Annotated in this window: 12 protein-coding genes; 6 read left to right on the forward strand and 6 right to left on the reverse strand. The window is 43.6% G+C overall.

Annotated features, from left to right (window positions below; all coding sequences use genetic code 11):
• The 6 genes from MS6x_RS07730 (at position 1) to MS6x_RS07755 (ending at position 6,657) form a co-directional block, all read left to right on the forward strand.
• Positions 1–795 (forward strand): gluconate 5-dehydrogenase, encoded by a 795-nt coding sequence (locus MS6x_RS07730; protein WP_482606597.1) that lies wholly within the window; start codon positions 1–3, stop codon positions 793–795.
• Between the two features lie 5 nt (positions 796–800).
• On the forward strand, positions 801–1,979 hold the full coding sequence (locus MS6x_RS07735) for a DUF4861 domain-containing protein (protein WP_482606599.1): 1,179 nt from the start codon (positions 801–803) through the stop codon (positions 1,977–1,979).
• Between the two features lie 6 nt (positions 1,980–1,985).
• Positions 1,986–2,963, forward strand: a complete 978-nt coding sequence (locus MS6x_RS07740) for a TRAP transporter substrate-binding protein (protein WP_482606601.1) — start codon at positions 1,986–1,988, stop codon at positions 2,961–2,963.
• Between the two features lie 15 nt (positions 2,964–2,978).
• Entirely contained in the window at positions 2,979–3,437 is a 459-nt protein-coding gene (locus tag MS6x_RS07745) for a TRAP transporter small permease (protein ID WP_482606603.1), read from the forward strand.
• Between the two features lie 6 nt (positions 3,438–3,443).
• Positions 3,444–4,739, forward strand: a complete 1,296-nt coding sequence (locus tag MS6x_RS07750) for a TRAP transporter large permease (protein WP_482606605.1) — start codon at positions 3,444–3,446, stop codon at positions 4,737–4,739.
• A gap of 217 nt (positions 4,740–4,956) precedes the next feature.
• The gene (locus MS6x_RS07755; RefSeq protein WP_482606607.1) at positions 4,957–6,657 is read left to right on the forward strand and encodes a GMC oxidoreductase; all 1,701 of its coding nucleotides are present in this window, start codon (positions 4,957–4,959) and stop codon (positions 6,655–6,657) included.
• A 76-nt stretch (positions 6,658–6,733) separates the two neighbouring features.
• Here MS6x_RS07755 and MS6x_RS07760 read toward each other — a convergent pair whose 3' ends face one another.
• The 6 genes from MS6x_RS07760 to MS6x_RS07785 all read right to left on the reverse strand — a co-directional run bounded on the left by MS6x_RS07760 (position 6,734) and on the right by MS6x_RS07785 (position 13,876).
• Complete coding sequence (locus tag MS6x_RS07760; RefSeq protein WP_482606609.1) at positions 6,734–7,741, reverse strand: Gfo/Idh/MocA family protein; 1,008 nt, start codon at positions 7,739–7,741, stop codon at positions 6,734–6,736.
• A gap of 35 nt (positions 7,742–7,776) precedes the next feature.
• A complete protein-coding gene (uxaC, locus tag MS6x_RS07765) occupies positions 7,777–9,177 on the reverse strand; it encodes a glucuronate isomerase (RefSeq protein WP_482606610.1) in 1,401 nt (466 codons plus the stop codon).
• Positions 9,178–9,349: 172 nt separating this feature from the next.
• A complete protein-coding gene (locus MS6x_RS07770) occupies positions 9,350–10,018 on the reverse strand; it encodes a bifunctional 4-hydroxy-2-oxoglutarate aldolase/2-dehydro-3-deoxy-phosphogluconate aldolase (RefSeq protein ID WP_482606612.1) in 669 nt (222 codons plus the stop codon).
• 121 nt (positions 10,019–10,139) lie between these two features.
• Entirely contained in the window at positions 10,140–11,180 is a 1,041-nt protein-coding gene (locus MS6x_RS07775) for a PfkB family carbohydrate kinase (RefSeq protein WP_482606614.1), read from the reverse strand.
• A gap of 122 nt (positions 11,181–11,302) precedes the next feature.
• The gene (locus tag MS6x_RS07780) at positions 11,303–12,712 is read right to left on the reverse strand and encodes a purine-cytosine permease family protein (RefSeq protein WP_482606616.1); all 1,410 of its coding nucleotides are present in this window, start codon (positions 12,710–12,712) and stop codon (positions 11,303–11,305) included.
• A gap of 12 nt (positions 12,713–12,724) precedes the next feature.
• Positions 12,725–13,876 carry an alpha-hydroxy acid oxidase gene (locus tag MS6x_RS07785; RefSeq protein WP_482606618.1) on the reverse strand — a complete coding sequence of 384 codons (1,152 nt, stop codon included), beginning with the start codon at positions 13,874–13,876 and terminating at the stop codon, positions 12,725–12,727.
• Positions 13,877–13,883: the final 7 nt, after the last annotated feature.

Raw genomic sequence — 13,883 nt, forward strand, 5'->3', positions numbered from 1 at the left:
ATGAGCATAGAACTTTTTAACCTTAGTGGAAAAATTGCACTGGTCACCGGAAGCACCCATGGTCTAGGAATGGCAATGGCCAAAGGTCTTGGTAATGCAGGTGCTACTATTATCGTTAATGGAAATTCATCACAACAGAAAATTGATGATGCTGTAGCCTTTTATAAGAATGAGGGCATCAAAGCTATAGGATATAAATTCAATGTTGCCGATGAGACTCAAGTTATTGAGGCCGTTAACAGCATACAAAGCAAAATGGGTCCAATAGATATCTTAGTCAATAATGCCGGGATTATAAAGCGTACACCTCTAGAAGATATGGAAGTAGCAGACTTTAAGGCCGTTATTGATATTGATTTGGTGAGCCCTTTTATTGTGTCCAAGCATGTGGTTAAAGGGATGATTGCCAGAAAGCAGGGGAAAATCATCAACATTTGCTCAATGATGAGCGAATTGGGCAGAAATACGGTGGGTGCCTATGCAGCGGCAAAAGGTGGACTTAAAATGCTTACACAAAATATGGCCACGGAATGGGCAAAGCACAATATACAGACCAACGGTATCGGTCCGGGATATTTTGCTACCTCCCAGACCGCTCCTATACGGGTAGATGGACATCCCTTCAACGATTTTATCATCAACAGAACACCAGCTGCCAAATGGGGAGACCCGGACGATTTGGCCGGTGCCGCTATTTTTTTGGCATCAAGGGCAAGTGATTTTGTGAACGGACATGTGGTCTATGTAGATGGTGGCATCTTGGCGACCATAGGAAAACCATCCAACGAAAATTAACTAACATGAAAGCACTCCCATTTTTTGCATCAGCATCTATTTTTGTGGCACTCTTATCTTGTGAAGAAGCAAGGGAAGCTAAACTGCAAATCATTGTTAAAAACACACTTAATAACGATCGTTCATTTGAAACGGTTTCGGTGAATTTGGCGTCCATAAACACCGAAGCATCAAAAGGTAATATTGTACTTATTGATGCCGAAACCAAAAGGGAAATCGTTTCCCAGCAAGTGGACGAGGATGGCGATGGTACCATGGATGCTGTTTTGTTTCAACCTGAAATTGCTGCCAATAGCGAAAAAGTATTTGAGGTAAGTTTTGCTGAAAGTATTTCGGCAACCGATAGTATTCCTGCTTGCTATTCACGCTTTGTTCCGGAACGCACGGATGATTACGCTTGGGAAAATGACCGTGTTGCTTTTAGAACCTACGGTCCCGCGGCCCAAAAAATGGTCGAAGACGGGGTCAAGGGAGGTACGCTGTCCAGTGGTATGGACGCTTGGTTAAAACGGGTGGATTATCCTATCATCAACAAATGGTACAAAAAAGAATTGGAGACTGATGGCAGTTACCACAAAGATGACGGCGAAGGTTTGGACAATTTTCATGTTGGCCGTAGCAGGGGTGTTGGCGGTATAGCCAAAAAAGTGGATACTACCTATTATATATCGAGAAACTTCACGTCTTGGAAAACCTTGAGTACAGGACCCATAAGAACCAGTTTTATTCTTACTTACGCCGATTGGGATGCAGCCGGGAATATGATATCCGAGGAAAAAAAGATATCCTTGGACTATGGTCAAAATCTTTCCCGGTTTGAGATTACCCTGAAAGGATCCGATACGATATCCGCCGGATTAACCCTTCATAAAAAAGAAGGTGAAATTGGGGTAGATACCGATAAAGGTTGGCTAAGCTACTGGGAACCCCATTTTGACTCGGAACTGGGTACGGGAATCGTAGTTCCCAAAAATGCCATGATAGGATTTGAGCATTATGATACGGATAGAAAAGACGAGAGCAATCTTTTTGCACATATTAAAACCGATCATAACAAAGCGGTGTATTACGCCGGTTTTAGTTGGAAAAAAAGTGGTCAGTTTACGACAAAAAGCGAATGGGAAGAGTATCTCACCTTGTTTTCGGAACGTCTAAAAAATCCGCTGCAAGTTACCGTGAAATAAAACAAAATGAAACTAAAAACGCAGCTACTCCTTTTATTTACTAGCGTATTCGCCATGTCTTGCGCGGAGACCGATGACACCAAAACCATACGTTTAGGCCATGGACTAGATGTAAGCCATAGCGTACACAAGGCAATGGTAAAAATGGGAATAGACTTGGATTCGCTTTCCAATGGGAAATTAAAACTAGAAATCTACCCTAGTCAGCAGTTAGGTACAGAACGGCAGTGTTTGGAGCTTTTACAGATCGGAAGTTTGGACATGACCAAAGTATCCGTTGGCGTTCTAGAAAATTTTGCACCAAGGATGAAGATTTTAGGGCTGCCCTTTTTATTCCGTGACAGGGAACACTCTTTTACCGTTTTGGACGGCCCCATAGGACAGCAATTATTGAACGAAGGGGAACAATATTGGCTAAAGGGATTAGGGTACTACGACGCCGGTAGCCGTAGCTTTTACACCAAGGATAAGCCCGTAAACACCCCAGACGATCTAGAGGGACAAAAAATAAGGGTAATGGAAAGCGTTACGGCAATGGACATGGTAAGTAGTCTGGGCGGCTCCCCTACTCCAATCTCTTGGGGAGAACTGTACACCGCACTACAACAAGGAGTGGTGGATGGCGCAGAAAACAATCCACCTAGTTTTTATCTCTCCAGACATTATGAGGTAGCCAAATATTACACCTTGGACGAACATACCGTACTCCCCGACGTGCTATTGGCAGGAACCTATCTCTGGGACAAACTAATGCCAGAGGAACAGGGCTGGTTAAAACAAGCCGTGGATGCTTCCATAGTGTACCAACGTAAGCTATGGCTAGAGGCCGAAAACGAAGCCCTGGAAGCCGTCCAAAAAGCCGGCGTTACAATCATTAGACCGGATAAAACCTTGTTCTCGGAAAAGATAAAGGACTCCTTTGAAAAATACAAAGAGGACAAAATGTTCTATCAACTCATAAAAGATATTCAGGCAACCAAATAACCAAACAAAGAACCTATGCAATTGCGAAAAACCGTGGATAAAATATTGGCTAATTTACTGGTCATTATTATGGCCGTAATGGTACTCAACGTACTGTGGCAGGTGGCAAGTCGCTTCATTCTAGGGGCTCCCAGCTCCTTTACGGATGAACTGGCCCGCTACCTTATGATCTGGGTGGGCATTCTTGGCGCCGCCTACATATCCGGCAGGAATATGCATGTAGCCATAGATGTTATACCAACAAGGCTAAGTGAACCCGTGCAAAAGCGCTTGATGTTCATCGTGCGGATCCTTATTATTCTGTTTTGCGTACTGGCCATGGTCATTGGAGGCTCAAGACTTGTTTACATTACCTATGTCCTAGGGCAAAACTCCCCCGCATTGCAGGTGCCCTTGGCCGTTGTATATGCGGTAATTCCCATCAGCGGACTACTCATTATCTACTACAAGATTTCAGATATTTTAAAAAAATAAGCAGCTATGGAGTACGCACCAATACTTGTTTTAGTTATTAGTTTTATATGTCTATTGACTATTGGTACTCCCGTAGCATGGAGTATCGCGATATCGTCCTTATTAACATTATTGGTCAGTATTCCCGTGCTACCTGCATCTACCACCGTTGCACAGCGTATTGGCACCGGGTTAGATAGTTTTGCGCTCTTGGCCATACCGCTCTTTATACTTTCAGGGGAACTCATGAACAAGGGTGGCATAGCGCACCGGCTTATTGCTTTTGCAAAGACTTTGGTAGGCGCACTACCAGGAGGTTTGGCTTTGATCAATATCATATCGGCCATGCTTATGGGTGCCATCGCTGGTTCCGCCATGGCGGCAGCATCTGCAATGGGGAGTATTTTAGGCCCCGAAATGGAAAAAGAAGGGTACTCCAGGGAATTTGGAGCTGCGGTAAATATCACGGCTGCAACCACAGGACTAATCATTCCTCCCAGTAATGTGTTGATTGTTTATTCCTTGGCCAGCGGTGGTGCATCAATCGCAGCCCTCTTCTTAGCGGGTTACATCCCGGGAATCTTAACCGGACTTTTTCTAATGATCGTTGCATCGTTCTGGGCTAAGAAAAAAGGATACAAAGTGGGCGAACGCAGTACCTTAAAAGCCGTTTTAAAAACTTTTGTGGATGCGCTTCCGAGTCTTTTGATGTTGGTCGTTGTTATTGGCGGAATCGTTACCGGCATTTTTACCGCAACCGAAGCCTCTGCGATTGCAGTACTTTACAGTTTTGTACTTGGAATGATCTACAGGGAAATAAGCTTACCAAAAATGCCACAAATCCTTTTGGATTCTGTAGGAACTACTGCTATAGTGATGCTCCTCATTGGTGCCTCAATGAGTATGTCATGGGCATTGAGCTACGAAAACATCCCTCAAGAAATAAGTACCGGTCTTTTGGCACTAAGCGATAACCCTATCGTTATCCTTTTGATCATAAATCTATTGCTCCTCTTTGTGGGGATATTTATGGATATGACACCAGCCGTTCTCATTTTTACACCCATTTTCTTGCCAGTAGTGACCGCTTTGGGACTGGACCCGGTTCATTTCGGAATCATTATGGTACTAAACTTATGTATAGGCCTGTGCACACCACCTGTAGGCTCGGTACTTTTTGTTGGGGTTGGTATTGCAAAAACATCTATAGAAAAGGTGGTGAAACCTTTGTTGCCCTTATTTGTTGCGATGATTTTAGCGTTATTTTTAGTTACGTATTTTCCGGAGTTGAGCCTTTGGCTGCCAAGACAGTTTGGATTATAACAGATATCTTTAAAACAGTATTTCCACGAATTTTTCGTGCATGAATATAGGAAATTTGTACATTGATTATTCAGTTTGATCTTTGTAAACCATCGAACTAAGGATATGTTTATGTCCCTGTCCAGTTATTTTTTAAACGGAATTGAATACCTAACACTACAGGACACCCTGCATCAAGCTAATTCGTAATTTTAATAAAACTCAAATACATTAAAAAATGTTTTTAAAATCAGCAGAGAATCAATTTGACGCTATTGTAGTAGGTACTGGTATTAGTGGCGGCTGGGCCGCAAAGGAACTCTGTGAAAAAGGACTCAAAACCCTCGTGCTGGAACGTGGTAGAATGGTCAACCATCTACTTGATTATCCTACAATGCATCAAGACCCTTGGGATTTACCCAATGCAGGTCAACTTACTACGGAACAAAAGAAAGATTATACCAAACAGTTACGCTGGCGAGTAGATAACACTACAAAACATTTCTTCAATAAGGATTCCGAACACGATTACGATGAAGTAAAACGCTTTGATTGGATCAGAGGAACACAAGTGGGCGGCAGGTCCTTAATTTGGGGAAAGCAGACCTACAGATGGTCCGATCTTGATTTTGAAGCCAATGCCAAAGACGGAATTGGTGTGGATTGGCCTATTCGTTATAAGGATGTTGAGCCTTGGTACAGCTATGTGGAAAAACACGTAGGAATCAGCGGAGAGGCTTTGGGTCTTCCCCATCTGCCTGATAGCGTATTTCTAAAACCGATGGAACTCAACTGCGTGGAAGAGCATTTAAGACAAGGAATTGCAAAAAATTATAGCGATCGTGTTTTGACTATTGGTAGGGTTGCCCATATTACCGAAGGTACCAAACCCGGATCGGGAAGAGGCACTTGCCAATATAGAAACAGATGCAAAAGAGGTTGTCCTTATGGGGCTTATTTCAGCTCAAATTCCTCTACGATACCCATGGCGGAAGCTACTGGAAATTTGACCTTGCGACCGGATTCAATCGTACATGAAGTCGTCTATGACAAGGATAAGGGAAAAGCAACGGGCGTACGGGTAATCGATGCCAAAACAAAAGAGGTACTTGAGTTCAAGGCCAAGGTCATCTTCCTATGCGCATCTTCCATGGCCTCCACCGCAATTTTGATGCAATCCAAATCAGACGCCTTTCCAAACGGAATGGGTAATGCCAGCGGGGAGCTAGGCCATAATATTATGGACCATCAATTGGGAGCAGGAGCGTCCGCCAAAATAGATGGTTACGATAATAGATATTACAAGGGAATACGGCCTAACGGCTTTTACATTCCCCGTTTTAGAAATCTCAATGCATCGTCTGAGAAGGTGGACTTTATCCGCGGATACGGATATCAAGGAGGAGCGGGCAGAAACGATTACAGTACCGTAATTCCCGAATACAGCTATGGTAAAGAATATAAGGCAGCCATGTTAGAGCCTGGTGGTTGGCGTATTAATATGGGCGGTTTTGGAGAGGTACTACCCTATCATGAAAACCACATGTCCTTAAATTATGACAAGCTGGACCAATACGGCCTGCCTACCATTACCTTCGATGCCGAATTCAAGGAAAATGAAAAAAGAATGAAGAAAGATTGGATTATTCAAGCTCAAGAAATGCTGGAGAACTCTGGTTTTAAAGACGTGAGAGCCACCAAAAGGGATTCCTATATGGGTGGTGGCATACACGAGATGGGAACAGCACGTATGGGCCACAATCCCAAGACATCGGTATTGAACAAGCACAATCAGCTACATGAAGTACCCAATGTATATGTGACCGATGGTGCCTGTATGGCTTCCTCTGGAAACCAGAACCCCTCGTTGACCTATATGGCCTTAACTGCAAGAGCGGCCGATCATGCCGTAAATGAGCTAAAAAAGAGGAATCTGTAAGCTACTTTGCAATACCGCCCTATATGCATTACTACGTTTGTAATGATTGCGGTCAGTATTATGACTACCGAGGTTTTTAAATAACGTCCTTGGAACACTCAGTTTTTGAGTTACGCCCGGTCAATTTCTCCATGGTTTCCATAACCAAAAGTGCATCCTCCACAGGGCATGGATTCTCTCCTGCACCTAAAAAATAATCCACCACCGCACTGATCATAGGTTGTTGTAAGTGCTTCGGATTCTTGAACCGGAAAATCTTTTCATCGTCATTGTTTTTTAGTGCGACTTCCTTGCCATAAAAAGAAAAATGGATACTGCCGTTTGTCCCGTAAATAACACATTCCTCCTTCTTGTTATGGGGAGATGCGACGAAGTTCCATATACCTCGAAACTGAACACCGTTTTCAAAACGGATGATGCCGTTTACCACATCGGCGATTCCATTAGATTTATTATTGGAACTAGAAAATCCTGCCACCGAATCTATAGCACCAAAATAATGGTACATTAAATCGATTTGATGCGGGGCGATATCATAGAAATACCCACCACCGGATACTTCTGGATTTAGTCGCCAATTGTCTGCCGTATCTGTTATAATATCGGACTTTCTTGGCTGCAAAATCTGGATATCCACACAAAGCACCTTTCCAATACTACCATCCGCTAAAAGTTTTTTTACCTTTTCAAAGGCCGGCAGTTTTCTTCTATAATGTGCAACGCTCAGCTTACAGGTGGTTTCCTTTATACTTTCGGCGATTATTTGGGCCTCTAGGAAGGTTCTCGCCATGGGTTTTTCCAGATATACATCCTTACCGGCATGCAACGCCATGAGGGTGTACTGTAAATGGGTAGATGGCGGGGTTGCAATATAAATAGCGTTGATGCCCTTATGCTTTAGCAATTCCTCCGCGGAGTCATAGAAAAATGGAACAGTATGTCTTTTTGCAAAATCCTCCGCTTTTTCTTTATCCCTTCGCATAACGGCAATCAATTCCGAATGCTTGGTTTTTTGAAAAGCTGGGCCACTTTTAACTTCTGCGACATCGCCACATCCAATAATGCCCCACTTTACAGTTTTCATTTTTTTGAGATTTTTATGTTCGTTGTACCAAAGAACTAAAGTCCAAAATAATCCTTGGCATTCTGATAACAGATATCGCTTACTATTTTACCAAGCCATTTCTCGTCTGCCGGCAGCTCTCCATTGGCTACATCGGTCCCAATGAGATTGCACAAAATCCTTCTAAAGTATTCATGTCTTGGAAAGGAAAGAAAACTTCGCGAATCCGTTAACATACCCACAAAACAACTTAACAATCCCATGTTAGAAAGGGTATTGATTTGTTTCTCCATCCCATCTTTTTGGTCTAAAAACCACCAGGCGGAACCAAATTGCACCTTGCCTTTACTGCTCCCATCGTTAAAATTACCCGCCATGGTGGCAAATACCTCATTATCGGAAGGATTTAAGTTATAAAGCACCGTTTTCGTAAGCTCATCGGTACTGTCCAACTCATTTAAGAAACCACTTAAGGCTTTGGCTTGGGAGAAATCGCCCATGGAATCGAACCCTGTATCCGGACCTAAACTACTTAAAAGTCGCTTGTTATTGTTCCTGATAGCGCCAAGATGAAACTGTTGGGTCCAACCCCGTTGGCAATATTCCCTAGAAAGAAACAACAGCGTTTTGGCCTTAAAAAAACGCACCTCCTCCGTGGTCAATTCTTGTTGCTCCCTAGCTTTTTTGAAAAGCGTATCGCACTTGTAAAGGTCCGTTTCAAAATAATACAATTGTTCCAGACCGTGATCGGCCAGCCGCCCGCCTATTTCATGAAAATAGTCGATTCTATTGGCTAAGGCAGCCAACAGGTCATCATAGGTTTTGAGTTCGGTCCCTACCATCTTTCCCAATTTTTCCAGATAACTGTTGTACACTGCCGCATCCTCAATGGCAAAGGCCTTGTCCGGCCTAAACGTGGGAAACACCTTTGGGGCGCTATTTTTCTCGCCAAGACTTCTGTGATGTTCCAGACTATCCGTTGGATCGTCCGTCGTACATAAATATTCTACTTTTTTATGTTGTAGCAATCCTATGGTGTGATGCGATTCTTGCTGCAGCATATGGGAGGTACGGTCATATATTTCCTCCGCGTTGTTGGCGGTCAAGATTTCATCGATTCCAAAGTAGCGTTGCAATTCTAGATGTGTCCAGTGGTATAACGGATTACGCACCGTGTACGGAACGGTTTCTGCCCATTTCAGGAATTTATCCTTGTCCGAAGCATTCCCCGTGATGTATTTTTCATGTATTCCCAAGGCACGCATGGCGCGCCATTTATAATGATCACCGGCCAGCCAAACTTGGGTTATATTTTCAAAAACCCTGTTTTGGGCAATTTCCTTAGGCGGAAGATGGTTGTGGTAATCTATAATGGGCAAAGCTGCGGCATACCCATGGTATAGTTTTTTCGCGAACTTGTTTTGCAACAAAAAATCATCGGTTATAAATGTCTTCATATTTTAAAAGTTGATTCAGTTCCGAAACGCTGTTTTGTTTGGTTCAAAAACGCCCCTCTTTCATCGTCTTTGGAATACCCATTACTAATGCTGCCAATGCTACTTCAATGCTTGCGGATGAACTTTTAAACACTTTTCCCAATACCTGGGATTTGCAACATAGACCCAAGCTTTATGCACGCAATTTTTTAATCAGTGCCAAAGTTTCCGTTACTTTCTGTTGTAGGCCGGAATAATCATTGTTTGATAAAATTTCCTTGCTTATTAACTGAGAGCCCATTCCTACGCAGGTAACACCGGCATCGAACCAGCCTTTTAAATTGGATTCTGCCGTGGTTACACCTCCGGTAGGCATGATGTTGGTCCACGGTTGAGGCCCACGGATGGCCTTTACAAAATCAGGTCCATAAACAGCACCTGGAAACAATTTAATGATTTCGCAGCCCAGTTCCTCTGCCCTATTAATTTCGGTCAGGGAACCGCAGCCGGGCGACCACAACACCTTTCGTCTGTTGCATGCTATGGCAATATCTTCCCTCAGTGAAGGTGTTACAATAAAATTGGCTCCCATCTGCATAAACAGACTGGCCGCCGCTGCATCCGTAATGGAACCCACGCCCATTATCATTCCGGGCAATTCCTGTATGGCGTATTTATTCAATTCTGAAAAGACCTCAAAGGCGAAATCGCCCCTCGCGGTAAACTCCATCAATCTAGCACCACCGTCATAACAGGCCTTTAATACCTGTTTTCCCAAACTAATATCCGGATGATAAAACAAGGGAACCATCCCGTTATCCTTCATTACGGATGCTACTTCAATTCTAGAATACTGTGCCATATATGTTGATTGGATTTAAGTAAAAAAATAGGTGCTACAATAAAAAAACGGAAACATCCCTATTGCATTGTGCTTATAAAAATAAGGAATTTCGTTCCTTTGGTAGGACCCCTTTAAGGATTTATCTCGCTACCCTTCCGGAGGCATCGCCACTCATTAATTTTTCTACCTCGGCAACCGTAACCAGGTTGGCGTCACCTTTTATGGTATGTTTTAGGCAAGATGCGGCCACCGCAAAATTGAGGGCGTTTTGGTCATCTGTTGGGTATTTGAGCAGTCCGTAAATCAATCCGCCCATAAAGCTATCGCCACCTCCAACGCGATCAACAATGTCCGTTATTTGATATTCCGGGGACGTAAACATAGTGCTACCGTCGTAGAGTACGCCAGCCCAGGTATTATGTGAGGCAGAAATAGAACCTCTCAACGTAGTAATCACTTTTTTGGCCTTGGGGAATTTCTGCATCATCTGCTCACAGACCGATAAGAAGGCCTCTGCCTTTACGTGCTCGCCCTGCGTGGTAATATCCAAGCCTTCCGGCTTAATATCGAAATGCTTTTCCGCGTCTTCCTCATTCCCTAAAATAATATCGCAATACGAGGTAAGTTCTGTCATAATCGCCTCTCTATTGCCACCGTAGTTCCAAAGTTTGGCACGGTAGTTTAAATCTGTAGAAATGGTTACGCCCATATCACTGGCGACCTTTACGGCCTCTAGACAAGCATCTGCAGCTCCCTGGGAAATGGCTGGGGTAATTCCGGTCCAATGGAACCATTCCACTCCTTGGAAAACGGATTTCCAATCGATCATCCCTGCTGCGATCTCCGCGATGGCGGAATGGGCGCGGTCGTAGACCACCTTACTTCCCCTACTTACGGCTCCCGTTTCCAGAAAATAGATACCCAAACGGTCTCCCCCATAAATAATATGGCTTGTTCCAACATTCCGTTTGCGCATTTCCATGAGGGCACATTCTCCTATGTCATTTTTTGGTAGGCGCGTTACAAATTCCACAGGAACGCCATAGTTGGCCAATGAAACGGCCACGTTTGATTCCCCGCCGCCATAAACCACATCAAAACTATCCGTTTGCGAAAATCTTAAGAATCCCGGAGGAGATAAACGGAGCATAATTTCTCCAAAAGTCACTACTTTTTTCATTTACCTGAATGTTTTACCCTAAAAGGTTATGTTCGAGTCTCAAAATTATACTTTTTCCTCCATTTTCCGGTTCACGATACGGACTAAAAAAGTACAATATACCCGATTCATTATGCGGGTCGTTAGGCACTCTTTTGAAATCTTTTGCTGAACACCAAAAACAGGATACCACACAGAAGCCAAGCAGGTAAGGTCACGAACGACAGGAACACATCAAATTGAATGGATATAAAATAAAACAACCCAAAACTGATCGCCCATGCAAAAAATACCGAGTTGCTAAATTTGATACTGGCAACCTCGGCATAATTCTTTACAATACCCACCTGCTTATGAAAGAAATGCTCAAAAACGATAATTGCACCAAAGGGTGCCAAAATAAACCCGTACAAAGCCACGAAACCTAGTAATTTCATGGCAAATGCGGGAAATAAACCAGCAATCGTAGCTACGGTCCCCGCAATAATGGTGACCCAAAAGGTGGACACTTTAGGGATAATGGCCTGGAACGCCAAACCTGCCCTGTATATGGTAGGGTTGGCCGTAGTCCAGCCTGCCAAGACCACGGCTATAATTCCAAAAATACCAATAGCATTGTTTGCCAAAGGACCGGGTGCAACAGGTGGTGCTTCCCCATTGAACAGGAATGCCTGTGCCTCGGGCGATTTTAAGTACACTGCATAAAGCAGTGCGGCGGCGATCCATGCCATATAATGGCCCACGTACATTCCCGCCGCTGTTGTCCAACCAGAATTGGCTTTTTTTGCAAAGCGGAATACAGAAAGATCGGACATCCCAATATGCATAGCTGCATTCGCGAACCAAGACCAAATGACCACATGCCAAAAGGTGTATTTTAATTGTCCCGGAAAAGGCTCGGACCCTTCGCCCCAAATAGCCCAAAAATCCGCAAAACTTTTTACGCCCAATTGATTAAGAGCCACAGCCCCGCAGGCCACAAAAGCCAAAACAATAACAGGCGACATCCAGTTGGCGGCCTTAGATACCGTGTCATAGCCTTTGGATGCAATCAAGGAAATGACCGCTCCGATAATGATTACGATGATAATCCAAGTCATTCCGTTGGGCATGGTATCCGTTAATTTAGGCATTTCCATATCAAACGGTATCCCCACCGCGGTTGCCGAAACTGTAATCATGGAGCCTGCTAAAAAACAAAAAAGAATACCATTGGCCAGATTATAACCGATGACTAATTTTTTACCACATATTTTTTCAAGCTGATAATATAAGGTCAGTCTATTTTCTACGGCAATCTTTGCTGTTAGAAAACGCCAGCTGAGAACGGCCAAAAGGTTCCCTATCAACAACCCAACAATCAAATCAAAAGCACTTACCCCTGCCGTAAGGAACAAGGGACCGATCATAAACTCCGTTCCAGCGGCATGTTCTCCAGCATACATCCCCAAAAAACTCTTCCAACCCTTACGTTTGGATTGGGGAACGGGTTCCCTTTCAAATTCTCCGCCCGCTATTTCCTCTATCTCCTCTTCAATATTATGTTGGCTCATTATGGGTTGGTTTTAGTTAGTGATTAGATGTTTTGGCAAATCCTCCACCCTTTCGCAGCATAACTGATCCATGACCTGTTTGAACTGTGTCTTTAACATACTTATGGTATGATCGCCACCTTGGTCACCCAAAGCACCGCATCCGTACAAAAACGACCTACCCATAAAAGTAAACTTCGCACCACTAGCCATAGTGCGAGCAATATCAGGCCCGGAGCGAAGCCCGCTATCCATCATTACTTCTATTTGATCTCCATATTTAGCAGCTATCTCGGGAAGTGAGCTTATAGTTGATTGAGCGGCATCCAATTGTCTGCCTCCATGATTGGAAACAATAATTCCGTCAAAACCTAAACGAATCGCATCTTGGGCATCTTGTTCCGACGCGACTCCTTTTAATACTAATTTTCCTTTCCATTTATCACGAATAGGTTTTATTCGTTCTTCATTCAAACGACCCGAAAAAGTCTTGTCCATAAATTGCCCTAGTTGCTTTAAATTAAGGCCCTCTGGGGTATATGGCTTTAAGGTGTCAAAAGTAGGTTGCCCATATTTTAGGGTGTTAAAAGCCCAAGTTGGCTTACCCAAAATCTGTAATATATTGGTGATAGACATCTTTGGCGGTAAGGCTAATCCGTTTCTTATATCCCTTGGGCGATATCCAAAGGTAGGAACATCACATAACAACACCAACACAGGGCATCCTGCAGCCTCGGCCCTATTTATAATATCGTCTCGAAGAGAATCCTCAGCAGGATTATACAATTGAAACCAGGCATTACCCTCTGTCAATTCGCTAGCGCGTTCTATATTCATAGTAGTAACCGTACTCAAAATAAAAGGTATATTGTTTTTATGCGCCGACTTTGCCAATATCTCTGGAGAATTGGGCCACATTAAACCTTGCAAGCCTACTGGGGCTATACCAAAAGGAGCATCGAACTCCATACCCATTACCTTGGTCTTTGTAGAACTAATACCTTTATTCCTTAAGTATCTTGGCTGTAGCTGTACTTCCCTAATCTCAGCAGTATTGCGCACAATACTTACATCTTCATTACAACCACCGTCTAAATACTCGAATGCAAACCTAGGGATACGACGCATCGCCTTGTTTCTTAAGTCGTCCATGGACGGGTAATCAGGGTTGAATTCCTTGGCCATATAAATG

The organism is Maribacter sp. MS6 (assembly GCF_056839185.1).

Coding starts and splice junctions, on each gene's coding strand:
- MS6x_RS07730 (WP_482606597.1), top strand. CDS start 1: ATGAGCATAGAACTTTTTAACCTTAGTGGAAAAATTGCACTGGTCACC.
- MS6x_RS07775 (WP_482606614.1), bottom strand. CDS start 11,180: ATGAAAAAAGTAGTGACTTTTGGAGAAATTATGCTCCGTTTATCTCCT.
- MS6x_RS07745 (WP_482606603.1), top strand. CDS start 2,979: ATGCAATTGCGAAAAACCGTGGATAAAATATTGGCTAATTTACTGGTC.
- MS6x_RS07750 (WP_482606605.1), top strand. CDS start 3,444: ATGGAGTACGCACCAATACTTGTTTTAGTTATTAGTTTTATATGTCTA.
- MS6x_RS07735 (WP_482606599.1), top strand. CDS start 801: ATGAAAGCACTCCCATTTTTTGCATCAGCATCTATTTTTGTGGCACTC.
- MS6x_RS07785 (WP_482606618.1), bottom strand. CDS start 13,876: ATGGCCAAGGAATTCAACCCTGATTACCCGTCCATGGACGACTTAAGA.
- MS6x_RS07740 (WP_482606601.1), top strand. CDS start 1,986: ATGAAACTAAAAACGCAGCTACTCCTTTTATTTACTAGCGTATTCGCC.
- MS6x_RS07760 (WP_482606609.1), bottom strand. CDS start 7,741: ATGAAAACTGTAAAGTGGGGCATTATTGGATGTGGCGATGTCGCAGAA.
- MS6x_RS07770 (WP_482606612.1), bottom strand. CDS start 10,018: ATGGCACAGTATTCTAGAATTGAAGTAGCATCCGTAATGAAGGATAAC.
- MS6x_RS07780 (WP_482606616.1), bottom strand. CDS start 12,712: ATGAGCCAACATAATATTGAAGAGGAGATAGAGGAAATAGCGGGCGGA.
- uxaC (WP_482606610.1), bottom strand. CDS start 9,177: ATGAAGACATTTATAACCGATGATTTTTTGTTGCAAAACAAGTTCGCG.
- MS6x_RS07755 (WP_482606607.1), top strand. CDS start 4,957: ATGTTTTTAAAATCAGCAGAGAATCAATTTGACGCTATTGTAGTAGGT.